This window comes from Bacteroides sp. K03 (assembly GCF_019734355.1).
GTDB lineage: Bacteria > Bacteroidota > Bacteroidia > Bacteroidales > Bacteroidaceae > Bacteroides > Bacteroides nordii.
Window position 1 is genome coordinate 39,622 of the sequence record NZ_JAASHC010000017.1, and the last position, 26,979, is coordinate 66,600.

At 40.2% G+C, this 26,979-nt stretch carries 15 protein-coding genes; 5 read left to right on the forward strand and 10 right to left on the reverse strand.

Going from position 1 to position 26,979, the window contains the following annotated elements; genetic code table 11:
• Positions 1-16 precede the first annotated feature (16 nt).
• Both HCG69_RS12960 and cls read left to right on the forward strand, forming a co-directional pair.
• Positions 17-2,836 (forward strand): TonB-dependent receptor, encoded by a 2,820-nt coding sequence (locus HCG69_RS12960; RefSeq protein ID WP_221650369.1) that lies wholly within the window; start codon positions 17-19, stop codon positions 2,834-2,836.
• Between the two features lie 335 nt (positions 2,837-3,171).
• A complete protein-coding gene (gene cls / locus HCG69_RS12965) occupies positions 3,172-4,611 on the forward strand; it encodes a cardiolipin synthase (RefSeq protein ID WP_221650370.1) in 1,440 nt (479 codons plus the stop codon).
• Positions 4,612-4,975: 364 nt separating this feature from the next.
• Here the strand turns inward: cls and HCG69_RS12970 are convergent, their stop codons facing one another.
• Genes HCG69_RS12970 through HCG69_RS12980 form a run of 3 tightly spaced genes read right to left on the reverse strand, consistent with a single transcriptional unit; the run spans position 4,976 to position 6,958 of the window.
• Complete coding sequence (locus HCG69_RS12970; RefSeq protein WP_221650371.1) at positions 4,976-5,509, reverse strand: RsmD family RNA methyltransferase; 534 nt, start codon at positions 5,507-5,509, stop codon at positions 4,976-4,978.
• Positions 5,500-6,309 (reverse strand): DUF3822 family protein, encoded by an 810-nt coding sequence (locus tag HCG69_RS12975; protein ID WP_255585918.1) that lies wholly within the window; start codon positions 6,307-6,309, stop codon positions 5,500-5,502. The genes HCG69_RS12970 and HCG69_RS12975 overlap by 10 nt, the downstream gene beginning before the upstream one ends.
• Positions 6,272-6,958, reverse strand: coding sequence for a hypothetical protein (locus tag HCG69_RS12980; RefSeq protein ID WP_221650372.1), 687 nt, complete (start codon positions 6,956-6,958; stop codon positions 6,272-6,274). The genes HCG69_RS12975 and HCG69_RS12980 overlap by 38 nt, the downstream gene beginning before the upstream one ends.
• Positions 6,959-7,053: 95 nt before the next feature.
• Here HCG69_RS12980 and HCG69_RS12985 point away from each other — a divergent pair, with 95 nt between their 5' ends.
• The 3 genes from HCG69_RS12985 (at position 7,054) to HCG69_RS12995 (ending at position 10,142) form a co-directional block, all read left to right on the forward strand.
• On the forward strand, positions 7,054-8,472 hold the full coding sequence (locus tag HCG69_RS12985; RefSeq protein WP_221650373.1) for an ATP-dependent RecD-like DNA helicase: 1,419 nt from the start codon (positions 7,054-7,056) through the stop codon (positions 8,470-8,472).
• Between the two features lie 61 nt (positions 8,473-8,533).
• Positions 8,534-9,301, forward strand: a complete 768-nt coding sequence (locus HCG69_RS12990; protein ID WP_221650374.1) for a hypothetical protein — start codon at positions 8,534-8,536, stop codon at positions 9,299-9,301.
• 19 nt (positions 9,302-9,320) lie between these two features.
• Entirely contained in the window at positions 9,321-10,142 is an 822-nt protein-coding gene (locus HCG69_RS12995) for a hypothetical protein (RefSeq protein WP_221650375.1), read from the forward strand.
• A 559-nt stretch (positions 10,143-10,701) separates the two neighbouring features.
• On the opposite strand, the gene HCG69_RS13000 is transcribed toward HCG69_RS12995, so the two are convergent.
• The 7 genes from HCG69_RS13000 to HCG69_RS13030 all read right to left on the reverse strand — a co-directional run bounded on the left by HCG69_RS13000 (position 10,702) and on the right by HCG69_RS13030 (position 26,965).
• Positions 10,702-15,012: a discoidin domain-containing protein gene (locus tag HCG69_RS13000; RefSeq protein ID WP_221650376.1), complete on the reverse strand. Its 4,311-nt coding sequence runs from the start codon at positions 15,010-15,012 to the stop codon at positions 10,702-10,704.
• A gap of 90 nt (positions 15,013-15,102) precedes the next feature.
• Positions 15,103-16,926 carry a SusD/RagB family nutrient-binding outer membrane lipoprotein gene (locus tag HCG69_RS13005; protein ID WP_221650377.1) on the reverse strand — a complete coding sequence of 608 codons (1,824 nt, stop codon included), beginning with the start codon at positions 16,924-16,926 and terminating at the stop codon, positions 15,103-15,105.
• A 20-nt stretch (positions 16,927-16,946) separates the two neighbouring features.
• Entirely contained in the window at positions 16,947-20,321 is a 3,375-nt protein-coding gene (locus HCG69_RS13010) for a SusC/RagA family TonB-linked outer membrane protein (protein WP_221650378.1), read from the reverse strand.
• A gap of 462 nt (positions 20,322-20,783) precedes the next feature.
• On the reverse strand, positions 20,784-23,060 hold the full coding sequence (locus HCG69_RS13015) for a GH92 family glycosyl hydrolase (protein ID WP_221650379.1): 2,277 nt from the start codon (positions 23,058-23,060) through the stop codon (positions 20,784-20,786).
• Between the two features lie 67 nt (positions 23,061-23,127).
• A complete protein-coding gene (locus HCG69_RS13020; RefSeq protein WP_221650380.1) occupies positions 23,128-24,126 on the reverse strand; it encodes a FecR family protein in 999 nt (332 codons plus the stop codon).
• Between the two features lie 51 nt (positions 24,127-24,177).
• Positions 24,178-24,732, reverse strand: coding sequence for an RNA polymerase sigma-70 factor (locus tag HCG69_RS13025; RefSeq protein ID WP_002559281.1), 555 nt, complete (start codon positions 24,730-24,732; stop codon positions 24,178-24,180).
• Between the two features lie 16 nt (positions 24,733-24,748).
• On the reverse strand, positions 24,749-26,965 hold the full coding sequence (locus HCG69_RS13030) for a GH92 family glycosyl hydrolase (protein WP_221650381.1): 2,217 nt from the start codon (positions 26,963-26,965) through the stop codon (positions 24,749-24,751).
• Positions 26,966-26,979: the final 14 nt, after the last annotated feature.

Below are 26,979 nucleotides of genomic sequence, written 5' to 3' on the forward strand. Positions count from 1 at the left end.
ACAAACGCATAGGCTGATGAAAAAATTATCTATCTGGATGGTACTGTTGCTGCTATGTACCCTCTCCTCATTTGCACAAAACAAAAATATCACCGTCTCCGGACGTGTGATTGAAGAAGACACGAAAGAACCTGTCGAGATGGCAACGGTTCAATTACTTGCTCTACCTGATAGTACTCAGGCAGCGGGCATTACTACACAGAAACAGGGTGCTTTCACATTACCTAAGGTGAAAGCCGGAAAGTATGTGTTGAGAATTTCTTACATTGGATTTATTACTCAGGAATTTCCTCTCCAGCTATCGGATAAGGCACCAGCAAAGAATGTGGGTACTATAACGTTGCATCCCGATGCGGTGATGTTGAGCGAAGCTGTCATTACGGCAGAAGCTCCTCCTGTGGTAGTAAAAGCAGATACTACCGAATATAATGCTTCGGCCTATCGTGTGGCAGAAGGAGCTATGTTGGAAGAACTGGTCAAGAAGATACCGGGGGCTGAAGTGGATAAAGATGGTAAGATTACTCTTAATGGTAAAGAAATTAAGAAGATCATGGTGGATGGGAAAGAATTTTTCTCGGATGATCCAAGTGTCTCTATGAAGAATCTACCCGCTAATATGGTTGAAAAGGTGAAAGCTTATGACAAGAAGAGTGATATGGCTCGTATTACCGGAATTGATGATGGTGAAGAAGAAGCCGTACTTGACCTTACCGTAAAGAAAGGAATGAAAAAAGGTTGGATTGGAAACCTTATAGCCGGTTATGGTAGCGAAGAACGTTATGAAGCAGGAGCAATGGTCAGCCGGTTCAAAGATGATGCAAGTATCTCTATCATTGGTTCGGCCAATAATACGAATAACAAAGGATTTTCTGAATTTGGCGATGCCGGTGCGGGACTGAGCGGAGGGAATGCCGGTTCGGGTATTACTACTGCACGTTCGTTGGGTATTAATTTTGCTAAAGATACGAAGAAGGTACAGGTGGGAGGTAATGTGCAGTATGGTTACTCTGATAACGATGCTCGTCGGAAGACATCTACGGAAACATTCCTTGGAGAGCAGTCTTCATATGGTGCCAGCGAAAATACTTCCCGACGTAAACGTCATGATGTACGTGCTGACTTTCGTCTGGAATGGCGTCCGGATACATTGACCACTATTATCTTTCGTCCTAATGCGAGCTATTCTAAAACTGATTCGGAAAGTGCTTCAGGGTCGGACACTTGGAACAATGTACATGATCCGGTGAACGCTAAGATAGCTTCTTCCTCTTCACATAGCGATAACTATTCACTGAATGGAAGTTTGATGATGTTTCGTCGCTTAAACAATAAAGGAAGAAACCTGTATGTAGGCGCTCGCTTTGGTTATAGCGATGGCGAAACGGACAGCTACTCAGAATCGCGTACAGAATTCTTTGAACTGGATAGTGTTTCAGATATTGCCCGATATACGAATCGTACGAGTGACAGTCGTAACTGGAGTGTATCTGCTTCTTATACCGAACCTGTATTTAAGAATCACTTCCTACAGTTTCGGTATGAATTCTCTCATCGCAAACAGTTGGCCCAATCTTTAGTTTATGATAGTATTAATGTTTATCCCTATCCGGAGTATCTGGAACGGGGATATGATAACAACTTGAGTACCCGTGTAGAAAACTTTTATGATACACATACTGCCAATATCTCGCTGCGTGGTATTCATCCGAAAATGATGTATAGTGCCGGTGTTGGGCTTACTCCTCAATCTTCATTGAGTGAAACAACTATCGGCCCAAATTCAGACAAACATTTACCTCAACAAGATGTGCTGAATTGGGCTCCTTCTGTTATGTTCCGTTATATGTTCACAAAACAGCATGTGCTCACATTCCGTTATCGCGGTCGGAGTAATACTCCTGATATCGAAGATTTGCAGGAAGTAATTGATATCACCGATCCGATGAATTTACGCTATGGTAACCCGAACTTAAAACCTTCATTCAGCAATAACTTTATGTTGTACTATAATAAGTTCACTCCGGAAACAATGCGTAGTTTTAATCTTAATTTATCTTATTCTAATACGCTTAATTCTGTGGCTAACAAGATGACATATGATCCTCAGACTGGTGCTCGTACTTATAGGAAAGAAAATGTGAATGGTAACTGGAATACCCGGGGATATTTTTCGTTTAATACTCCATTGAAGAATAAAAAGTTTATTATATCTACCAATACGAATGCCCGTTTTAGTGATGCAGTCAGCTATACTACTGTGGGAAAAAGTAAAGATGCGAATCAGGAGCTAAGTACTACACACAACTTTGGAGCCGGACAGCGTTTGAATGGTAGTTATCGTTCCGATCTTTTTGATGTGTCACTCAATGGATCGGTTAATTACAATCTGGTGCGCAACAGCAAGCAAGAGAATAGTAATCGTGAAACATTTGATTACTATGTGGGAGGGGATACCAATATAAATCTTCCTTGGGAAATTCATATCTCAACTGATATTAATTGCCGTTTTAAGAATGGATATACCGGAGGATTCAATGACAACGAGCTTATCTGGAATGCACAAATCTCTAAGAACTTTCTTAAGAATAATTCAGCAACGCTTCGGTTTAAAATATACGATATATTGAAACAGCAAAGTAACTTAAGCCGTTCTATCAGTGAAACACAGATGAGTGATACGGAATACAATACATTGGGCAGTTATTTTATGGTGCACTTTGTTTACCGGTTCAATACGCTTGGTGGTAAAGCTGCCGGACGGCGTGGTCCGGGTATGGGACCTGGTGGTGGCAGAGGTCATGGCGGAGGCTATGGTGGAGGGCGCCCCCGTTTCTAAGTTCACAGTAATTGTATAGAGAAAAAAGGTTCATGTTCCTATTATAGGACCATGAACCTTTTTTCTCTATACAATGCCAGTTTTTCTTTTCAAGATGTCCTCCTTTCCCTAGTGAGGAACGATGTACGAGATGTACATCTCGTGCAGTACCAGATGCACATGTGGAGCTGCTCAACATGTGCATCTCATACAGTACGACATGTACATCTCGTACATCGTTCCTTTATGGCTTCTTATCTGTTTGATTATAGCTTCCATTCCCGAAGTCTTAGTTGAATCTAATCTAATGAATCATATACTTTGATATACCAATCCTTTTCTCTACATTTGCTACTATGATTGATTGGAATCTTATATTCAGCCAAATAGCAACAGTGGCTTTCGATATTGTTTATTTCGGAGCCATTATCGGTACGATTATTGTTGTAATACTCGACAATCGTAACCCGGTAAAGACTATGGCCTGGATATTGGTCTTGATGTTCCTTCCTATCGTAGGTCTGGTTTTTTATTTCTTCTTCGGGCGTAGTCAACGCCGTGAACGTATCATTGGAAAGAAAAGTTATGGACGGCTTCTGAAAAAGCCGATGGCAGAATATCTGGCACAGGATCCCTCTATATTACCAGCTGAGTATGATCGTCTCATTAAATTGTTTCAACATACCAATCAGGCTCTTCCTTTTGAAGGAAACCGGGTGGAGGTATTTACCGGCGGATATTCTAAACTCCAGGCTCTGTTGCGCGAGTTGCAGAAGGCTCGGCGGCACATTCATATGGAGTATTACATTTTTGAAGATGATTCAATCGGACGTTTGGTGAGAGATGTACTGATAGAAAAGGCGCGTGCCGGAGTGGAAGTACGGGTGATATATGATGATGTGGGATGCTGGCATGTACCGCATACTTTTTTTGAAGTGATGAGAGAGGCTGGTATTGAAGTGCGTAGTTTCCTGAAAGTACGGTTCCCGTTATTTACGAGCAGAGTGAACTATCGGAATCATCGGAAAATAGTAGTCATTGACGGTGTGGTCGGCTTTGTCGGAGGTATGAATTTGGCCGAGCGTTATATGCGGGGATTGTCCTGGGGAATCTGGCGGGATACTCACATAATGCTTCAGGGAAAAGCTGTGCATGGCTTACAAAGTGCCTTTTTGCTCGATTGGTATTTTGTGGATCGTACGCTTATTACTGCCTCCCGGTATTTTCCGAAAATAGATTCATATGGTGACTCATTGGTACAGATTGTGACGAGTGAGCCTGTGGGTCCTTGGAAAGAGATTATGCAAGGATTGACGATGGCCATTTCGGGTGCAAAAAGGTATTTCTATATGCAGACTCCGTATTTTCTTCCTACCGAGCAAATATTGGCAGCTATGCAAACAGCTGCATTGTCCGGCGTAGATGTCCGCTTGATGTTACCTGAGCATGCTGATAACCGGATTACCCATTTAGGATCTCGCTCTTATTTGGCAGATGTGCTTCAGGCGGGAGTAAAAGTCTACTTCTATAAAAAAGGTTTTTTACATTCTAAATTAATGGTGTCAGATGATATGCTTTCTACGGTTGGATCTACCAATCTGGATTTTCGTAGTTTTGAACATAATTTTGAGGTAAATGCTTTTATGTATGATATGGAGACTGCTTTACAGATGAAGGAGATATTCATGACTGATCAAAGAGAAAGTACTCAGGTATTCCTTAAAAACTGGGTGAAACGTCCTTGGCCTCAGAAAGCATTAGAGTCAGTAGTGCGATTGCTTGCTCCCTTACTTTAATATACACTGTCTCTTCTTTTAGGCTCATCCGACAAATGTATCGTTTGTTAATATTGTTAATTGTCTTTTTAACCATTAGAGGGCTGTTTTGCAAGAGTGTACACTTTAGTATGTCAAGATTGTACACTCTTGTATGACAAAAGTGTACAATTAACACTCGGATAAGTGTACAGTCTTACCGATCATTAAAGTATAGGATTATATTCGCTATAAATCAAGATGTTACATCGGATTAAGTGTCCCTGTCCTAATCTTACATGTATTCTTTAAAAAACGTGTAATTACTTTTTTGACAACTATGCATTTGTCGTACAAACCTTCTTTTTACTGTATAACCTTACCGCCTTAAAACTTTATTTTGCTTTTATCTGAAAAAAGAGAAGTTTACGCTTCCGTATACTCTTCTTTCTATAAAATGCGGATTATCCTCAAAGTTGTTCTGTTTACCATGTTCCAATACAAATAACCCTCCTTCTTTCAGAAGATTATTTTTAAATATCAATTCGGGTATGGTTTCCAGCTCTTTCAAATCATAAGGGGGGTCGGCGAAGATAAAATCAAACTGTTCTCGTGCTCCGTTGATGAATTTAAATACGTCACCACGGATGGGGATACATTTATCTGTCTGCACTTCTTGCATTATTTTGCAGATAAAGGAATGATGATCACGATCCTTCTCTATACTGATCACCCGGTCACATCCCCGTGATACTAATTCTATACTGATACTGCCTGTTCCGGCAAACAAGTCAAGAGCAGTTATTCCTTCTTCAAAATCAATGTAATTGGATAGTACATTGAATAAATTCTCTTTAGCAAAGTCTGTTGTGGGGCGTGCCTTGAACGTACGTGGTACGTCAAATCTTCTTCTTTTATATATTCCGCTGATTACTCGCATGTTAATAGGGCTTGCATATCAATATTAGTTTCAGGACTCATTATGAATGTCTGAAGAATGTATTTTCGTAATTCTTTTATTAGTATTTCTTTATCTGCCAGAATACCGGTAAGATGAAGTTCATCCCGTTCCTGATTAAAATCCAGCTGTTTCCAGGCATAAAGTAAATAATAAATGCGATCGGAAGTACGTTTACATTCAAAGGAGTTAACCAGTAGCAGATGTCCACGTTCATAACAAAACAAATCAATAGCATCTTTACGCAAGGATACATACATTTTTTTACTATTGCCCAACCGGCTTTTGGTTGAAAAGTACTCACTCAATGGACTGGCTTGTGAATAAAATCGTGCTTCGGGATATTGCTCTTTAAGGAATAGAAAAGCACTTTTATCCATTCCGAAAATAATTGTTATATTATTTCTTGGTAAAACATTATAGAGCACTGTTTCATTTTCCTTTTTAGGGTGATTGTGATAAAACAGTGTTTCTATTTGTTCGTTGTCGAAAAGCTCTGAAGGAACAGGAGTAAAACGATTGCCTGCCATCAGGATATTAATCCGTTTGTAAGGTAGGGTTAATAACTCCGTTTCACGAAAGACTTGCTTTAGATTCGCTGTGAGAGACAATGAAGGGGTGATCTCCTTTTCAAAAAAAGAGAGTGAACTTTCGTAAATCGGATTATAGATAGAAAAAGAAAATCCATCCGTACTCAGACGGATGGATAATGTATATTGTTCCGATTTACTATAGTCTATTTTATTATTCCCAGTTTCCGGCACCGTTATTAGGACTTTCAATAGAACCTACCATTAAACCACAGTATTTACCTAACTTAGTCTGAAGATCTTTCAAGTTAGCAATTTCTTGTCTGTCAAGACCATTCAGATAAGTATCGTATGGAGCCTTTACTTCAAACATAAAGATCGGAGCACCTGATTTAGCTGTATCATTCTTGATCGCCATTTCAAACTGAGCGCCATTTCCAAAAGGAATGTATCTCATTGAATCAGCGTTGAAACCTCTCGGATAGATTGTATCCAATACGGCTACCCACATTGTATCACGCTTAAAGTTTGTAAGCCCCATCTTTTCAACTTCGCTGTAATTACCTGTTTTCTTAGCTTTGTTGATGATAGCCATTGCTTTTTTCTCTGTCATACCATCGTCTAACTGCTTATCTGTCAACTCACCAACTTTATAAAGGAAAGGAAGTTTCTTGTTCTTTACAAAGTCAATCAATGTATCAAAGCTGGCAGTATACTGACCTTTGTTTAGATTACGAAATTCCATCTGTGCTTTACGAATGTCGATCAAGCGTGCAATAACTGCCTGATCTCTTTGCTTCTTAGCTTCTTCAAAGTTGATAGGCCCCATGATGCTCGAATAGCAGATATAGATCAAAGCAAGCGCACACAGACCTAATACGATATTAAATACTGTTTTCATGATAAATATGTTTTTTAGTTGTTATATTCGCATCGCAAAATTAAAATAAATAAATCTAAATTCTATAGTTCCGGGAACTTTTTTCTCGTACAAAAATGATAAATAACTATTTAGAAAGGCAAATTAAGGAAAATTTTCCTTATGAACCAACTTTTGAACAAGAAATAGCTGTAAAATCTCTTTCAGAGTTTCTGCTTTCTCAGACCAATGATGCCGTGTTTGTACTTCGTGGGTATGCCGGAACTGGTAAAACTTCATTGGTGGGAGCATTGGTGAGAACAATGGATAAGTTACAGCAAAAATCAGTTTTATTGGCTCCTACAGGACGAGCTGCTAAAGTATTTTCTGCTTATGCAGGACACCCTGCGTTTACAATTCATAAAAAGATATACAGGCAACAGTCTTTTTCGAATGAAATAAGTAATTTCTCTGTGAATGACAATCTTGCTACACATACTTTATTTATAGTAGATGAGGCTTCTATGATTTCTAATGAAGGGTTGTCAGGAGCTATGTTTGGTACAGGACGTTTACTGGACGACCTGATACAGTTTGTTTACTCTGGTACAGGTTGTCGTTTGTTATTGATGGGAGATACGGCCCAGCTTCCTCCTGTAGGAGAAGAGCAAAGTCCGGCACTTTTCACAAATGCATTGAAAGGATATGGCCTTGAAGTGCGAGAGGTGGATTTGACACAAGTAGTGAGACAGGTACAGGATTCTGGTATTTTATGGAATGCCACCCGTCTCCGTGAATTAATAGCGAAAGATGAATGTAATTCTCTTCCTAAAATCCGGATTTCGGGTTTTGCTGATATAAGGACGGTTCCGGGGGGAGAGCTGATCGATACGCTTACTGCTTGTTATGAACGGGATGGTATGGATGAAACGATTGTCGTTTGCCGTTCCAATAAACGGGCTAATATATATAATAAAGGTATAAGGGCACAGATATTGTATCGGGAGGATGAGTTGAATACCGGTGATATGCTTATGATAGCCAGGAATAACTATTATTGGACGGAAAAAAGTAAGGAAATGGATTTTATAGCAAATGGAGAGATTGCTGTTGTTCGTCGTGTACGTCGTACGCGCGAATTGTATGATTTTCGTTTTGCAGAAGTCGTGTTGACCTTTCCGGACCATGAGGATTTTGAGCTGGAAGCAAATTTGTTGTTGGATACCCTCCATTCGGATGCTCCGGCTTTACCGAAAACAGAGAATGACCGTTTATTCTACAGTGTTCTTGAAGATTACGCGGATATTCCTGTCAAACGTGACCGTATGAAGAAAATGAAGATGGATCCACATTATAATGCTTTGCAGGTGAAGTATGCTTATGCAATTACTTGTCATAAAGCGCAGGGTGGGCAATGGCAGAATGTGTTTTTAGATCAGGGATATATGACGGATGAGTATTTGACACCTGATTATTTTCGTTGGCTTTACACTGCTTTTACGCGTGCCACCCAAACGTTGTATTTAGTTAATTACCCGAAAGAACAAATTGTTTGATTGTACGATTTACAGACGAAACAATTACTTTTGTTTGTAAATAACTAAAACTATAACTTTTATGAAGACAAAACTATTACTCTTTCTCTGTTCCCTCCTTTTGGTCTCTTGTCAGGATGATGAGAAGTTTCAGGTTCTTCGGCCATTGGGCGGACAAGTGATTTCCGGTTATCAACCTTGTGCAAGTCTGGATTTGGGAATTCTTAGTCTTGAAGCTTTAGAAGTAAAGGACGGTGGCGATTGGACAGTAGTTTCCAGTGATGAGGCTGTTGTTAAGGCAGAAAAGGTAATTCCGGAAGGCGCATCTTACTCTTATTTATCAGTATATCCTTTAAAACAAGGGAAGGCGGTTGTGACTGTATCCAGTGAGAAAGGTGATAAAATATATATTCCCGTCACTGTAGGAACTTCGGTACGTACATTGGATGTATGGAGTGGAGAGCTGAATCATATAGAAGGGGTGAGTAAGGAAGATAGTTTGCTTATTGTCGAGCATCTTTATGATGATGTTTTTCTGAGAAAGGGTGGTTATTATCGTTTAACTTATTCAGAAAAGAAAAAAGGAAAACTGACAGTCTGTACACCGGATGGAAAGATGGAAGAAGGTACTTTTACGTGTGATCATGAATATTATGATTTGACTTTTGGTGGGAAAAACATTCATTATATGGTAATGTATAGTAAAACCGGGTCTCAAGAGGTCACCCGCACAGAAAACCGGATTCCATTTTATTTGGTGGAAGATGTTACTGACCGGTATAGAGCAGATTATCCTGCTATAAAATTAGTACAACGTGCCCAGAAAGTACGTTTAGCTGTTAATGACTAACTAAACTCTTTATATAAAGATGAAATACATTTATACTATTCTATTGTTAGCTATGTTGGGCTTGAGTATAGCTTCGTGTAGTGATGATAAACGTGATATTGTTTTTTTTACAGGTGATGCTCCTATATATCAGACTGGAACATGTGCTAATTTGATTTCTTCTGTAAGTCTTTATCCAATAAAACCTGAGGGGGAAATTATTGGCATTGATGGTGGGAACGGAGATTATTCAATAGCCGGTAATACGAATGAAGCAGTTGTTGCTGTTGTAATGACTGTTTCTGAGAAGTACAAGAGATTACAAATTACTCCTAAAACATTGGGTGAAGCAACGATAATCATTTCTGATGGCGATGGTAAGACTGCTGTACTGAAAGTTAAAGTCAGAGAGTATGGAAAGAGGATGGTAGTGAATGCTCAAGGAATCATTGTCAATGGAGAGGTGACGGATGAAAAAAAAGTTGAAATAGCCGATGGAATGAAAGAGACTTTTCCGGTTGCAATTAATGGTGGCTTTGAATTGGTGTCTGGGAAATTTGAAACATGGAGGGATGAAGGGCTACTTCGTGTTTATCATGAAAATTTTAAAGAAACTCCCGCTATCGGTAGCTATAGCTGGAAATTGATAATGGTGAATGACAAAGAAAAAATGGGCTTCTCTTTTATATTTGATGATAAGGAATATCAATTTACGACATCTATAAGGGAAGAACCGGAAACACGTAGTACTGATACGAATGCTTTGCAATTGTATGAAGATGTGACATCTCAATGTACTGTGGAATGTCCGGTAGGTACCAGAGTGTATAGGGGATATAAAATATATCTCGAAGACTTATAAGAGAATTTTTTTTATAAGTAATCGTTCAAAATTATATGATACTATTATTGAAACGCAGATTATCGCAGATCCACGCAAAGCATATCATCTCTCAAGTATAGCGCAGCCATTTAATCTGCGAAAATCTGTGATCATTTGCGTTTCAATAAAACGCTGTCACATAGTATGAACTAAATTTGAAATACTACTTATTTTACAGGTTGAATTTATAAAGCAGGTATAAATGTTATGGCCTGTCCTCCTCCTTTAGCCATGATAATTTCCAGAGTGTCATTAACAGTAACCTGATAGGTCATTTGTTTGTCATTAGTCAGACTGAATCATAACCTGATCTTTCCATCCGGTGAAGAAACATCAGAAGAGCAAGAGGGTGTACATGCGCTAAAAATAAAACATGTGACAGATACGATGGCATAAAGTATTTTCATAGTGAATGATATATTATGTTTAAACTATCAAAAATAAGAATAAAGTAGCAAGGAGAAATCAAAAGAGACTGCTTCAACGCATGAAACAGTCTCTTTACTAAAAATGATTTTTTTTAAAGAATCAATCAAGGTTATTTGACGACCACTTTAGCTGTTTGGCTACCATCATTGCCAGTTACTATCAATAGGTAAATACCCTGTGCAATTCCGTTTATCGGGAGTTCTGTTACATTTTCTGTTGCTTGTTTCTGCAACAATACTGCACCTTGCATGGTTACTAATTGAATTGATCTTGCATCAGCAGATTCAACATATAAAGTTTCTCCATTACGTACAGGAGTCGGATAAATGTTCAAACCATTTTTGCCCGATTCGGTGTTGTTTTCAACACCTGTACCTACTGGTATCTCCTTTTTAGCAATAGCGAAAATTGCAGGATATCCTCCGCTTACTTTATTTAATGTTACTGATTGAACTTTCTTAGTAGGATCTACCTGAACCGGACATTCGAATAAACGGAACTGATAACGGGTATCAATCTTATCGGCAGTTGCTTCCGATGTAATACCTGTACCAACACGTCCCAAACCATAAACACCCACTGTAGATTCATTACTTCCGAACCAGTCACCGATAGTAATACTACCTGCTGATGCCGATGTACCGTCTGTGTAGTTCGCTGTCACTGATACTGTAGATGTACCATTGGCACTAATACCCAAGAAGTAAAGACTGTTGGCTCTTTGTTCCGTTTCAAACTCTAATGTTGCACTATTTGCTTCTTTTAAGAGTGTTGCATTATTTTGTGTATAATCTGCCAGCTGGTATTCAATACCATTTTTAGATGTAACGGCACCATTAGCGGGTAATGAGCCTTCGTCCTGTACGTTTGCTCCGTAGAGAATCCATCCCTGATCATCGAGTCCATCGCTGAACAGACCGGATACAGGAGTTGCTTCTGCCACTACGTCTACATTGAAACCAGAATTTATATTGATGGATGCAAAGATAGGTTCTTCCGGTAATTCACCTTCATACAACTTGCCATAAGCTTCTATTTCTGCTACTTTGAAGTAAGCATACGCTGGTGCGGTTACAACCAATTTCAGATATCTTCCGAACATATCGTTTGTCATTACACTTGAAACCTCACTGGTAGGAGTGTAGTTTGCAGCTAATTCATAAGAATCATCCGAGTTCTTGATTCCAATATACACTTTTATAGCTGAGGCTATCTGCTGTGCTTTAAAGGCTACTTTTGCGAAGTTATATATTTCACCACAGTCAAATGTGATAATTACATTCTCGCCACTTGTGTAACACAAAGCATCCCATGTTGTTGAAAGATCATTGTCTGTTAATACTGGTGTATCTGCACTTTGCCAGGTTGAACCGTAATACCAGTATGATGCCGAAGCTGTTTTTCCGGATAATACATTGGTATATGCCGGATCCTCTACTTCAACTTTGCATATCTTTTCGTTTTCCCATTCACCATTTGTCATTTTCACAGAGAGGTTTGTTGCACCCATTTTCTTGGCAGTAAGTTTAAAGGTAACTGTCTGAGTTGCTTTGTTTATATTGAAGTCGCTTATAGCTGCAATATCTTCGTTGTCTGAGGATACTTTTACGCCAAAGTTATCTGTTTCTTCGTCTCCGTTCAAATCATATTTTATCTCTATATCTTCAGTGGTATTGATATCTATTGTCTTATCTGCCGGCAAAGAGAAGAGCGGACCACCTTCAAGACCGAATACTTCGAATTCCCATATACGTATTGTGATTGGGGCATCCTCATCGTAAGGCATGAATTTTACATAACGCCCTACTATTGGTGCAATGTAATCATCTTTAGTGTTCTCAGGACGTCCCTTTTCGTCTACTACCGGTTCGGTCCATGTTTCAGCATCATTACTTACCCAAATCCTGAAGTTCTTGAAGTTGTCAGAATAATTTTCTTTATGTCCACAGTCGAATATACGGAAACGGTAAATCTGGTAGGACTTTTCAAGGTCGATAATTACCCAATGTTCTTTCTTGCCACCAATACACCATTTATCTCTGGTACTACCAGGTACTTCTACTCCGTCAATCAAGTTTGTAGGATCTTCCGGAGGAAGCGAACCGCTGGCAGAATGAATTGTTTTGCCAACCGAAATAATACTTAATGCTCCCGCTTTGGCGTCTGACACTTCAATCAGATTCTGAACGGTTTTCTCGGTTGTTCCTTCACTATTGCTGACTGCTACAGTGATGTTGTATATGCCTTCTTTATTAAATTTCAGTGTTAGCGTATTATCTTCCTGAGATACTTTTTCTGTGTTTTCAGGAATAGTCCATTGGTAAGATTCCGGGAAGTTAGTGGCATTGGCTGTAATTGTAATCTCTTCGCCCGCGTTTAACAATGTTTTGCTTGCCTTCAGGCTTACTACCGGCTTATCCAGAGCAGGATACTCAACAATTGTAGTTATTTCATTGCCTTCTTTAAGGTCATTCGTTACAGCTGTTACTGCTACTGTAACACTTTTTTCTTCGATGGAAGTGCGTGCAAACTTAGAAATATAGAATCCTTCGTTACGAGTTTGACCAACCAACTTCTTCTCTCCGTTACGAGTCATGTATACATTGTAATGGTGTACATCTTTAGAAGTTGAGGCATCCCATACGGCACGAATGTCACCACCATCTTGTGTCAGTTCATTCAATATAGTAAGATTGGATATTTGGGTTGAAGCCGGTGCATAGTTTGCTGGCAAGATACCTAATTGTCCTAATGTCAGTTCGTAAGCTTGTTGGGTAGCAGATTTAAAGTTCAATGCGATAACTGAAACAGTCTTTCCTGCCAGTGACGAAAGGTCTACTGTAGCCACATTCCAACCGTTGGATGTTGTGGCTGATCCTAAGTTGAATGTAGTAAATTCGTTGTTGTTTTCTGCAACCCCAAGTTTTACTTGTATCGTTGAGGCCGTTGCGCCTTTGAATACGAGCTGCAATTTATCGCCATTGGATATTGATAATTTTGTCTTATACAGGCGGGTCAGGTAATCAACATTGGCAGCTAAGGTACCTTTAACATTGATACTTGTTCCCATATTGTAGGCATCATCCCAGTTCAGTGAAAAAGCAAGGTCGTTTTTACGATCAGCTGCTACGTCTACCCACCATCTCCATGTTGGCATGATATCCTGCATACCCCGATGGTACCAGTCTTGTGTTCCTTTTTTCTCTCCGTTAACGAAGCGGTGTTTTCCTAAACCGGCACTGAATGAAGTTATGAACGGTAAATTCTGAATAGTAGAACGTTCGATAAGTGCATTTGCAAATCCCGGGAAGTAACCACCATCACGTGCGGCTGTATTGGAGGGGTCATGTTGCTCATTGGTCCAGTAGCGAGATTCATTGCTGAATACTTTATTCATAGCCGTATATGCTTTTGTACCGCAAGCATCTGCTGTTCCCAGATAATCTTTTACGACTTCTTTCCAGATAGGCTCTTCCGGATTGAAAAGGTCTATGGAACCATTATGTTTATCTGCCGGGAAAAGATTCTTGAAATAACTGGCATTTCCGTTCATACCACCTTGTGCTACTTCAATACCAAAATACAGTTTGCTGAAACACTCTTCTTTAGAGAAACCTAATCCTTCCATAGCTGCCATCTGTGAAGATATGTTGCTGCTTGAAGGGCTACCGTAATTCAAGAAATAAGATGTATTATGTAATTTCATCATATCTCCATAGCCTCCGATTGAAGTTCCACAGTCATACCATTGAATTTCCATTTCCGGATGACCGCCTTCCTGGGCACATTGATTGAAGTAATCAACCCATGCAGTCCACTCAGAAGAACTACCGCCGCCGGTTTCTTCATTGACAAACCAACCATCGAAACCATAGTAAGCAGCAATTTCATACATCTTCTTAGCGTATGGATATGTGCCACCTTCGTTAGTTAACATTTGTTTTACCCATTCAACTTGTCCTCCGAATGCTCCGGGAGGGAAGAATAACTGTCCCAACACTTTGACACCATTTAAGTGTGCTATGTCAGTAACAGGTGCTGATGGAGGAATGATGATACCTTCACCTGCAGAACCACCCCACCAGATAAGCAGGTCCATGTATTGCCAATAAGTTGGGTTATAACCAATGAAGTTATCGGCTCCCTGTGACGGAGTCTGGCTACACATCGGATTCATTGTCAGACAAGCTGCAACTTTTCCTTCTGTATGCTGGTTGGCATTTGCTTTGATGGAGGCATCGAGGAATCGTGGTTGCAAAGGTACTGTGCTGCGGTTGAACTTGGCATCCGGATCTTTTTCCGGTGACCAGTCTTTAATATTATCCGGATGCCAACATCCACCATACGGTTGTTGTGCCACGGCTACACAAAATACTGCAAATAGCATGATTAATGCAGAGAGTAATCTTTTGGTGCTCATAATACTTAAATTAAGAAATTAATAATAGGTATTGATTATTTGTTTCCTGCTTTGCCTTACCTAATAGCAAAGCAGGACTTTTTTTATTTATTAGCGAAAGTTATTGGGAGTCATTCTTTCCCCTCTGTCGTTGTTAGTATCGGCAATATCCCACCATACCCGTGTCGATTGCTTATTTTTACTTTCCGGCTTATTGGGATTGTCTTTTTCACTATATGGATATAGGACTCTCTTTATAAACTTCCCGGTAGGTACATCTTCGGAGTTGTTGTTCAGAATGTTTCTAAGACGTGGGTAGTCTGTTCTGCGAAACTCTGCCCATCCTTCATTGCCATTAGGGAAAACTGCTAACCATTTTTGAGTGATAATCTGCTCCAGCATACCTTCTTTGTTGTTGGTCGTAAATGGGTTCTCTACATCGCTTCCGTAAATTTTAAGACCATTAATATAACTTTCTGTATCGGCAGATGATATTTTGTAATAATTCATAGATGCCCGTATGCCGTCTTCAAAATACTGTTGAGGTGATTTGCCGGCACCCGACCAGTTTCTCAGGGAGGCTTCTGCCAACAGGAATTGTTGTTCGGCATAGCTCAACCACACTGATTCACGTGCATAACTGAACCATTTCAGAGGATCAAGTACTTTTGAGTTCTTTATATCTGTACGGGTAACACTGTATTTTGCTACGGTTTCTGTATGGCTGATATTATAGCTTCCGATTTCACATCCTGTGAAGTCATCAAAAGGCCGTTCCATATTGTTCTTCAGTTCATCCAGGGGTGTTGGTCTCCACCATGATATTGCACAACGTGGATCTATTACCTTTTCCTGCGGACCGGTTGCCATATCAATGATAACATATTTGGTACCTCCGGAACTTTGTTCTTTGTATCCCAGTTCCAGATCTTTAGCCAAAACACAATCTCCATTGTATGCAAAACTGCACATTGCCAGAACATTCTCCTGACCACCGTCATTGATTCCTCCTTGTTCAACCGGTGCATGGCGTGGAACAGTGCGCATATTGTCGGCATCACTTTGCATCAATCCCCATGAGTTGCTCATGGCAGCTTCTCCTTCCTGACGGGCTCTTTCGGGATCTACGTTAGAGATACGGAGTGCCAGGCGTAAACGTAGGGTATTGGCAAAACGTAGCCATTTTTCTTCGTCCCCGCTATAACATTTATCGTCGGCTGGGTTGAATTTGAATGCACACGCATTGGGTACAATACTGTCTACTGCCTGTTCCAATAAACGGAATATAATATCGTATGCTTTTTCCTGAGTATCATAGGGGACATCTCCTTCTACCACTTTGGCCTGTACATAGGCCGACAAAGGAATATCTCCATAGGTATCAGTTTGCATAGATGCCAGAAACGCCCAGTATATACGTGTAATATAAAATGCGTTTTTATATTTTTCGTAGTCTACGAATTTAAAAGTTTTCAGTAGATGAGAGTATTCACGTACGGTTCTGTCCGCATAAAAATGATCCCAACGTTTTGCCGACCAGCCATCTGTATAAGCATAGTTTGGTGAGTTAAACCTGAAGTTAGGATTATTGTTGGCTATGTATCCGCTGTACATATCATGTGTCAGGTTGGTTGTGATCTGATAGTCGTTGTAGCAACCCTCATAGGTCAATGAGCTGAAAATTGTTCCTGCATTGGCCTGTCCTTCTTTTAACTGCTGGATATCTTCGTCTGATATTTTATAGTTAATATTTAAGTCTGCATATTTTCCCTCCGGTTCTGGTTCGGGATCCGGGTCTGGCTGTTCTTGTCCTTCCACGTAGGGAGGATTGTACAGATCCTGATTTAAGTCAGAGAAGTCGTGACAACCTGTTAATACCGGGAAAAGTATAGAAGCGATGAGTAACTTCTTTAAATTGGATTTATATTGTAACATAACTATTTGTTTTTAGAATTTTAGAAACCAACATTGATACTGAAACCAAAAGTACGTGAGTAGGGCAGTGACGAGAAATCAAGTGCCTGTGAGAACATACTTGTGTCATATCCACCTTCCGGGCTTGTTCCGGGGGTATGTTTCATCAGATATGCCAGATTTCGTCCAACGAATGATACTCTCAGACTGGAAACAGGCGTTTTTCTTAAAAGTAGGCTTGGGAAAGAGTATCCAAATGAAATTTCTTTCAGACGAATGAAAGATGCATCATAAACAAATTCTTCTGCAACAGCCTGCTGACGTCCGCCTACTGCCTGATAAAATAGTTGGGCATCAATTCTTTGTGTGTTGACAGTACCATCTTCATTCACTCCCGGCAATAGTAGTTCGCCTCTTTGTTCCGTACGTTTGGAAATACCATGGCTGGTAGCGATTGCTTCGGATACGGAAACCACATCTCCTCCGAATTTCATGTCGAATAAAGCCGACAGGGTGAAGCCTTTATAAGTGAAGCTGGGAGTTACAGACATTAGTAAGTCCGGCTGTATGTTACCAATCGGATGGTCGAGGCTGTACTGCTCATCTGTTGTAAATACAGGTACTCCGTTCTTCATTATTATCTGACCGTTTTCGTCTCTTTTATACATTCGCTTGGCATAGATATCGCCTAATTTGCCTCCTTCTACTGCACCCACATATACAGGCATGAATTGATCGCCTTCAAAATAGATATGCTTTTTCTTTTCATTCAGTTCCTTTACAGTCGATGTGTTGTGAGAAAGATTTACGTTCAGATTGAATGTGAAATCTTTTGTTTGTACAGGAGTCGCATAGATCATGGCTTCGACACCTTTATTGACGATTAATCCGGAATTGATCCAGCGGAGCTTCCAGGGAGCAGCTTCCGGAATCGTCATAATCTGGTCAGTAGTTCGGGTATAATAATAGGTAAAGTCGAATCCTAAACGATTATTTAAGAATTTCATATCTAACCCGGCTTCGTAAGACCAGGATGTTTCAGGTCTCAGATTGTTGTTGGCCTTGGTCGATGATAATTCCGGTTTTGTAGCCTGTCCTTTCAGATATCCACCTTCCCATCGGTTATAAATTGCGTATGGAGGAGCGTCTTTACCTACCTTAGCTGCTGAAAGGCGTACTTTGGCGAAAGTTATCCATTCGGGCATTTTATTCCAATGTGTACGGACAAATTCGGATGCAACAAATCCCAGATTGAAGGAGGGATAGAAGTAAGAATTATTATCCTTTGGCAATGTTGATGACCAGTCATTACGGGCTGTAATATCCAGAGATACATACTCATTGTAAGCCATCTGTACAGAACCGAATACAGAATTGGTAGCTCTGCGCCAACCGTTTTCTGTTACGTTGTTGATATTATTGGCAAAGTTCCAGTACCATTGGTTCTTGTAGGTCATATTTTCTACATCACCACCGTATATATTCTGGTCACTGTACATAAAGTTGGCACCCGCCATGTAATTAAGCTGGAATTTTTCACCGAATTTATTGTTTCCAATCAGCAGAAATTCTGCATTCGATTCAAAGTGATTCTCTTCCTGGCGAGTCAGGCGGTCTTCTTCTATTTCCTGCATTGTATTATATTTCGTACCGTTGGAAAGATCCGATTCTACAATGCGGGTACGATAATAGTCAAATGCGTATTTTGCAGAGAGATACAACCAATCTGTAAAGTTCAGTTTCAGGTTGTAGAAACCGAATGCGCGCCAGCGTTCATCCTGATTCTGACGCTGTTTGTTCACGTAATATGGATTCAGGTACTCAGTGGTAGGAGGAGTCCAGTTCACATGAAACTTTTCGGGGGTTGAGTATTGTGACAAGTCAGAAAGGCGTATGTTATTGGGTACAAGGAGCAATTGCGAAACTTCTCCGTATGCACCATAAGTCGGACGGTTTTCTGCTTTCGTGTTTGACAGTGAAACTTTGGCATCCATTGACAGATATTTGTTCATTTTCATACCTGCATTCAGATCGATATTGATTTTGCGCAAAGATTCTCCGGTGAACATACCATCCGCATTTGAATATCCGAAGGAGGTACGGAAGTGTGCATCCTCTTTCATGTTTCCAATGGCTACGCTGTGGTTTTGTGAAAAACCGGTGTTGAAGTAGTCTTTCATTTTACTGCCATAGTTCAAATAGGGTATTTCTGCACCGTTCCATGCTGTCTTTAAACTTCCGTCCAATTCAGAACCGAAGCTATATATCGATTGAGGTGAATATTCACCATTATTTCCTTGTCCGTATTTCTTTTGGCGTTCCAACTCATCAGCAACCTGCGTCCATGTGAAAGTTCCGGAATAATTGACACCAAATCCGTCTTTCCTTGTTCCCTTTTTGGTTGTAACCAGGATCACACCATTACCGGCACGCGACCCATAGAGGGCTGCTGCATTTGGTCCTTTTAATACGGAAATGGATTCAATGTCTTCAGGGTTGATGTCGAATGAAGTGCTACCACGGTCTACTCCACCATACATTGAAGCACCCGAATAACTTTCTTCGGTGAAAGGTACACCATCTACAATCCAGAGAGGTTGGTTGTTGTCTGCTAAAGAAGAGTTACCACGGATGGTGATTTTGGCAGAGCCGCCAAGACCTGTTGTAGATGAGTTGATAGATAATCCGGCTACTTTCCCTTGCAGGGCATTGGCTACCTGAGCATCTCCGGTAGATGTCAGCGCATCCCCTTTTACGTCTTGAACGGCGTACCCAAGCATCTTTTTTTCACGTTTGATGCCCAAAGCGGTCACTACTACCTCATCAATAATCTGGGTGTCGCTTTGTAGAGTCAGGTTGATTATATTCTGTCCTTTGAACGGGATCTCCTGTGACTTATATCCAATATAAGAAAATGTGATAACGGGGTTTACTTCATTGGTTACTAATGCGTAATTTCCATCAAAATCTGTAATTACTCCGTTTGTGGTTCCTTTTACCAGTACATTCACCCCGATCAGTGGCTCACCGGATTCGTCAACGACCTGTCCGCTGATCTGTTTTTCTTTTCCGGTTTGTTGTTCTTTGTTGTTCTGATCCTTTTTCTCAGAAAGATAGATAATATTGTCTTCAATTTTGAAAGTAATATTTTTCCCTTTCAGTACCAGGTTCAAAACATCTTCTACAGCTGCGTTTTTTAATGACAACGGTTCTACTGAAATATCAGACAGTTTATCGTCATAAAAGAACTGAAACTTTGATTGTGCCTGGATCTGTTGAATAATGCTTTTTAAGGTAGTATGAGGTGTATTAAGGTTCAACTGAGCCATGCTCCATTGCACCGGAACTACCATGAGTAAAAGAATCAATAAAGCTCGGCATAATTTGGAGCTTCGAAAAGAATGATTGCTTTTCATACAAAAAATTTAATGGTTATACAATTGTTATATCTTAATCCTTAGAGGTATTATTATCCCCGTTTATATATGAAACAATAATGACGAAAATAACACTTACTGTAAATCTGTGTTTTTTTTAATAAACTTTGTTTTTGTCCGGATATGGGGTCTCCGGCTGTCAGAACTTATATAATATGGCTTTTCCTAACGGGAGATACGTTTGGTCTTGCATTGTTTCATTCTGTTTCATTAGTCTGAGAATTTTGTTTCAATAGGTTGAGAAACTTTTCTCAATAGGTTGAGAAAGTTGTTTCAATACGATGAAACAAAATTCTCAAAGCATTGAAACAACAATAAGGTATAATGCGAATCACTCCCTTTACCTGCAAGCGTCATAAAACGTTTGAGAGTAAAGGGAGTGAATAGAAACTATCGCTGTGATATTACACGTGGACCGATAGTTTTAGTTCGGATGAGTTATTAATTCTTTTTCTCTTTTGAGAAGGAGTAAGGGAAATCAGCAGGTTGCGTACCTCTTTGCAAATTGGGTTGACTGCCCATATTGCATTTTATGACTCCACCTTTGAGTATATCTCCATGTTTCAGGTAATTCTTTGTATAGTCAGTACCATCAAACAGGAGTGATTCTATATATATATTATCATTATTGTTGTCAGGGGCATCAATTACCAGATTGTTGCCATTCTTCAGATGGAGAGTTGCTTTCTTGAATAACGGTGCGCCAAGTACATATTCGTCTGTTCCGGGACATACAGGATAGAAGCCTAATGCAGAGAACACATACCATGCCGATGTCTGTCCGTTGTCTTCATCTCCGCAATAACCGTCAGGACCGGGAGTGTACATGCGATTCATAACCTGGCGCAACCAGTATTGGGCTTTCCAAGGTTGTCCGGCATAGTTATATAGATAGATCATATGCTGAATGGGTTGATTGCCGTGTGCATAGTTACCCATATTCATAACTGTCATTTCACGTATTTCGTGAATCACTTGTCCATAATAGCTTTCATCAAACAAGGGAGGAACGGCAAACACGGAATCCAGCATATTGACAAATGATGTTTCACCTCCCATAAGGTCTATTAATCCTTGCGGATCATGAAATACAGACCAGGAGTAGTGCCAGCTATTGCCTTCGGTGAATGCATCTCCCCATTTCAGTGGTGAGAAAGGAGATTGGAACTGACCGTCTTCATTGCGTCCGCGCATCAGATTGGATTCTTTGTCGAACACGTTACGGTAGTTCATGGCACGCTGTGCAAAAAGCTTTTGTTCCTTCTTAGGACGGTTTAGTGTTTTGGCAAGCTGGTAAATACACCAGTCATTGTATGCATATTCCAGCGTACGGGCCGTGTTCTCATTGATCTTTACATCGTAGGGCACATATCCCAGTTTGTTGTAATATTCGTGTCCCAGGCGGCCTGTGGATGATATTTGGGGATGAACATTTTCGGTACCGTGGATGAGTCCCTCGTACAACGTTTTTACATCATCTACCTTTACACCTTTCATATATGCATCTACAAGTACCGAAGCGGAATTGTTTCCAATCATGCAACCCCTGTGTCCCGGACTTGCCCATTCGGGGAAGAAACCGCTTTCTTTATATGTGTTGATGAGACCTTCCTGCATCTCTTTATTCATGGATGGATACATCAGATTAAGAAAAGGAAACAGGCAACGGAATGTATCCCAAAATCCAGTATCCGTATACATATAGCCCGGTAGTACTTCACCGTTGTATGGGCTGTAGTGAACAGGATTACCATTGGCATCCAACTCGTAGAATTTACGTGGGAAAAGAAGTGAACGATAGAGGCATGAATAGAATGTGCGGTACTGGTCGAGATCTCCACCTTCCACTTCTATTTTACCCAAAACTTCGTTCCAGGCATCTTTACCCTTTTGCACAAGCGCATTGAAGCTGTCGTTACCGAGCTCTTGCAGATTTAACATCGCTTGTTCCGGACTGATAAATGAAGAAGCTATACGGGCGTGCACAATTTCTCCTTTTTGGGTTTTGAAACCAATGACAGCTCCTGTGTGGTCTGCCGTTTGTTCAAGTACATTTTCGTTTAGAGATTGATTGGCAAAGGTAGCCTTGTATGTGAAAGGTTTATCGAATTCGATAACGAAATAATTTTTGAAATTCTGAGGAACACCGCCACTGTTACGGGTTGTATAACCAATAACTTTGTTTTGTTCAGGTAATACTTTTATGTATGAACCTTTGTCGAAAGCATCTACAACAATGTAGGAGTGTTCATTCTCCGGGAAGGTGAAGCGGAAAAGAACCGCACGCTCCGTTGGAGTCATCTCAGTAACAACGTCATGTTCGGCAAGGTATACTTTATAATAGTGCGGACGGGCTACTTCTCCCTTATGTGAAAACCAGCTGGCACGTTTTTCTTCATCAAACTCCGGCTTGCCAACAACGGGCATGATAGAAAACTGGCCATAGTCGTTAATCCATGGACTGGGTTGATGAGTTTGTTTGAAACCACGAATTTTATTGGCTGTATAAACGTACTGCCATCCGTTACCCATCTTACCGGTTTGAGGAGTCCAGAAGTTCATTCCCCAAGGCCGGGATATGGCAGGATAAGTATTCCCGGTTGACAGTTCATAGCTGGACTGAGTCCCCATCAGGGGATTGACATATTGTGTCCAGTCTTTTGCCTGAATAAAGAGTGTGCTACTTATAGCACAGATTAATAAAATAAGTCTCTTCATAATACTATGAATTTAGTGTTTTATGATGTGTATTAAAATTAGGGCAAAGATAATAATTGATTTTTTTCTATTTACTTTGAGCTGATATAAATATATTGTTCCCTACAATCTTATAGTCAATTGGAATTGAATTCTTTAATGAGTTTAAGACAGACTCTATGCTGTCTTTTCTTTTTAATACACCCGAGTATGTGTTGTCTATTTTTATATCGGGGGCCAGAATGATTTTTACGTCATAGAAACGTTCCAGCGTTTTTACAATGCCGTAAATATCTGCTTTCTCAAAAGGTATCAGATTGTCATGCCATACTGCATCCAGTTTGCTGTCTACCTGTTTTACAATTAACCGTTTTGTAGCTCTGTTTAGTTCGGCCTTCTGTCCCGGAGAAAGAATAACCATTCCTTCGTCATTGTTTCCTTTTACTTCAATTTCACCTTCAATCAATGTTGCTTCGGCTGATGTACATGCTTTGTTACATTTGAAATTGAAAGTGGTTCCCAATACTCTGACTCTCATGGCTTCACTTTGTACAATAAATGGTTTTGCCCGATTCTTGGTTACTTCAAAGTAAGCTTCACCTTCCAGGTAGACATTTCGTTCCTTTGCAGAGAATGTCCGGGGATATTTTAATGTGGCCGATTGATTCAGCCATACTTTTGTACCATCCGGTAGTTGTATTTCTTCTACATTTCCATCGGATGCTGCAACTATTACCAGATTGCTGTTCAGGTCACTGTTGTAAATCCAGTAGCCTGCTCCCGTACCAGTTAGTAGGATAAGGGTGATAATAGCTGCATATTTCATCCAGTGCTGAATTCGTAATACCTTGTTTTGTTTTCTCTCTTCCTCGGTCAGTCTCTTATATAATTTCTTTTCAGCCAGATCCATCTTCCTTTTGTCAGAAGCATGGTTTTCTCGGCCCAGATGGTATATTTCTTCCATCCGGAATAGCTTACGTGCATTCTCATCTGATTCTTTTATCCAGAGATTAACCTGAATAAGTTCCTCTTCGGTACATTTTCCCATTAGGAACTTAGCTATTACTTCTTCGCTGAGATTATTCATTTTTTCTTTCATTATATAAATAGGAACAACTCAATCAATAAAAACACTTACTTATCTTAGAAAAAATAAGATGAATAAGAATATTAGATGATCCAGGCGTCCGCGTAGATATTTTAGTGCTTTGTACATGTGTGCTTCTATTGTACGTAGCGAGACGCCCATTGCATCTGCTATTTCCCTGTTTTTCATATCGTGCAAATAGCTCAGCTTGAATACCTCTTTGCATTTGTCAGGGAGTTCATTAATTGCATCATAAATTTCTTTTCTTAATTCACGGTCTTCTATTCGCCGGATTACTTCGTTATTATCCGGTTGATAGAATTCAACACGTTTCTGGTTAATTTCTTCTACTATTGCAATATATCCGCTTTCAATGTTTCGATGCTTTAATACATTGAGCGAACGGGTATATACAGCCCGATAGAGGAATGCTTGTATTTGTTCCCCTATCTCCATGGAATCTCTGCGTTTCCAAAGTTCTACAAAGACATCTTGTACTACATCTTCTGCTTCCTCTTCACCTACCAGACGTGTAGCGTAGAAGAGCAGATTGGGATAGTACTTACGAAAAAGAGCTTTGTAAGTGATATCAAAATCGTCCTTCATTCATAGTATTTTTAGGTTACTTATACCATACCGGACCGGGGGTATTACCCATTTCAAATTCAAGAGTTGCACCTTCCATGATCTGTTCGTGGGTGATGTAACTTTTATTATGAGGTTTACCGTCAAGTTTGGCAGCTTGTATATAAATATTCTCTTTACTGACAGTGGGAGCGAGTACTGTAAATGTATTACCGTTTGACAGGTGCATCTGTATTTCCGGAAAAAGAGGAGTACCAATTTCGTATTTTCCGGAAACAGGATCTACCGGATAGAATCCCATTGCACTGAACACATACCAGGCGGACATTTGCCCACAGTCTTCGTTTCCACAAAGTCCGGCAGGAGAGTTCTGATAAAGCTCATGCATCACTTTGGCTGCGTATTGTTGAGTTTTCCAGGGCTGCTCTACAGCATTATACAGATAAATAACGTGATGGCTGGGCTCGTTGCCATGTGCATACTGACCGATCATACCGGTACTGAATATAGGCAGTTCATCATCTGCTGAAGGATGATAAGTGAACATGCTATCCAGCTTTTGAGCAAAACGCTCTTTACCACCGGTAAGGGTGATAAGTCCGTCGACATCCTGTTGTACAGACCAGAAGTATTGCCATCCGTTACTCTCGCAGATATGCGGGGTATATTCGTCTGGTGAGAAGTTTTTGATAAAGTTTCCTTTATCGTCTTTAGGTTGCATAAAAGAAGTTGCAGGGTTGTACAGGTTTTTATAGTTTAGAGAACGTTTGTAGAATTCGTCAGCGATCTCCTTTTTGCCCATCTTTTCTGCCATTTTGGCAATACAGTAGTCATCATATGCATATTCCAGTGTTTTAGATAAAGACCAGTTTTCTGCATTGTAGCTGTCTGCAATATTATAGGGGACATAACCTAATTTTTTATATACCCCGATACCCCGATAATTGTCAATGTTGGCAGTAGCTATACAGGCCTCCAACGCTTTTTCCGGGTCCACATCTGTTATTCCTTTCAAATAAGCATCAACGATAACGGGCACGGCATGATAACCAATCATCATGTCTGTTTCACTTCCATAGAAATTCCATACCGGTAAGCGTTTGTTTTGCTCGTAGAAAGCAATGAAAGATTTTACCATGTCGTTAGCACGTTCCGGTTCGGTATAGGTAAAAAGAGGATGTGCTGCGCGGAAAGTGTCCCATAGAGAAAAGGTACTGTAATTTACCCATCCGTCGGTCTTGTGAGTTTTTTTATCCGGGCCGTAATAAGTCCCGTCTACATCACTGTAAATAGTAGGAGCGATCATCGAATGATAAAGTGCTGTATAGAAGTTTACTTTATCATCGGTGCTATTACTTACTATCTCAATTTTAGAAAGTTGCCTGTTCCAGTTATCGTGGGTAAGATTGCGGTATTTGTCAAAGTTGTCATCGGGCACTTCTGATAATAAATTTTTAGCCGCTCCTTTCGCACTTACACCGGAAATCGCTGTACTGACGATGATTTGTTCACCTTTCTGTGTGTCAAAGTCAAAACGGGCTATAGTGGCTGTTCCAATATGATTTCCATCTTTTATAATAGCAGTAGTGTCTATTTGTACAGATGTGAAAGGCTTTGAAAAACGTGTACAGAAATAAATATGCTGATCACGTGCCCATCCGTCGGAAAAACGATAACCTTGTATGGTGACAGAGTCTACAATTTCAACTTGAGTGTCATTGGTAGAGTCCCAGTTCATAGCTTTTTTCAGATTGAGGAAGATAGCGGCTTTGGCTTCGGGAAAGGTATAACGCTGAATACCGCAACGTTCGGTAGCAGTAAGCTCTACATTGATGTTGTAGTCTTTTAATAATACCTGATAATAGCCGGCTGTTGCCGATTCATCGTTATGAGAGAATTTAGAGTGTATTCCTAATGGGGCTTCTGCCTCTTTATAAGGCAGGGTGACAGGCATAAAAGAAATATCATACAAATCACCGGCACCTGTGCCTGATAAGTGAGTGTGACTGAAACCGGCAATGGTACTATCCGGATAAAAGTACCCCGATATGCGGTCCCATCCGGGAAGTCCGTTATCCGGGCTGAGTTGAACCATGCCAAACGGAGCTTGTGCCCCGGGATATGTGTTGCCAGTGAAATCAGTACCAATGAAAGGATTGACATATTGGGTGTAGTCTGTAGATGCTTTTTCTTGAGAAGAAGTGCAAGCTGTGAGGATTAATACAAGGAGGAGAGGTGTATAGAGTGCTTTCATACAATGGGTGTTAG

What these genes read in the sequence shown, in the direction of transcription:
- HCG69_RS13015 (WP_221650379.1), bottom strand. Translation starts at nt 23,060, where the DNA reads ATGAAGAGACTTATTTTATTAATCTGTGCTATAAGTAGCACACTCTTT.
- HCG69_RS12990 (WP_221650374.1), top strand. Translation starts at nt 8,534, where the DNA reads ATGAAGACAAAACTATTACTCTTTCTCTGTTCCCTCCTTTTGGTCTCT.
- HCG69_RS13010 (WP_221650378.1), bottom strand. Translation starts at nt 20,321, where the DNA reads ATGAAAAGCAATCATTCTTTTCGAAGCTCCAAATTATGCCGAGCTTTA.
- HCG69_RS13005 (WP_221650377.1), bottom strand. Translation starts at nt 16,926, where the DNA reads ATGTTACAATATAAATCCAATTTAAAGAAGTTACTCATCGCTTCTATA.
- HCG69_RS13025 (WP_002559281.1), bottom strand. Translation starts at nt 24,732, where the DNA reads ATGAAGGACGATTTTGATATCACTTACAAAGCTCTTTTTCGTAAGTAC.
- HCG69_RS12960 (WP_221650369.1), top strand. Translation starts at nt 17, where the DNA reads ATGAAAAAATTATCTATCTGGATGGTACTGTTGCTGCTATGTACCCTC.
- HCG69_RS13020 (WP_221650380.1), bottom strand. Translation starts at nt 24,126, where the DNA reads ATGAATAATCTCAGCGAAGAAGTAATAGCTAAGTTCCTAATGGGAAAA.
- HCG69_RS12985 (WP_221650373.1), top strand. Translation starts at nt 7,054, where the DNA reads ATGATAAATAACTATTTAGAAAGGCAAATTAAGGAAAATTTTCCTTAT.
- HCG69_RS13030 (WP_221650381.1), bottom strand. Translation starts at nt 26,965, where the DNA reads ATGAAAGCACTCTATACACCTCTCCTCCTTGTATTAATCCTCACAGCT.
- HCG69_RS12970 (WP_221650371.1), bottom strand. Translation starts at nt 5,509, where the DNA reads ATGCGAGTAATCAGCGGAATATATAAAAGAAGAAGATTTGACGTACCA.
- HCG69_RS13000 (WP_221650376.1), bottom strand. Translation starts at nt 15,012, where the DNA reads ATGAGCACCAAAAGATTACTCTCTGCATTAATCATGCTATTTGCAGTA.
- HCG69_RS12980 (WP_221650372.1), bottom strand. Translation starts at nt 6,958, where the DNA reads ATGAAAACAGTATTTAATATCGTATTAGGTCTGTGTGCGCTTGCTTTG.
- HCG69_RS12995 (WP_221650375.1), top strand. Translation starts at nt 9,321, where the DNA reads ATGAAATACATTTATACTATTCTATTGTTAGCTATGTTGGGCTTGAGT.
- cls (WP_221650370.1), top strand. Translation starts at nt 3,172, where the DNA reads ATGATTGATTGGAATCTTATATTCAGCCAAATAGCAACAGTGGCTTTC.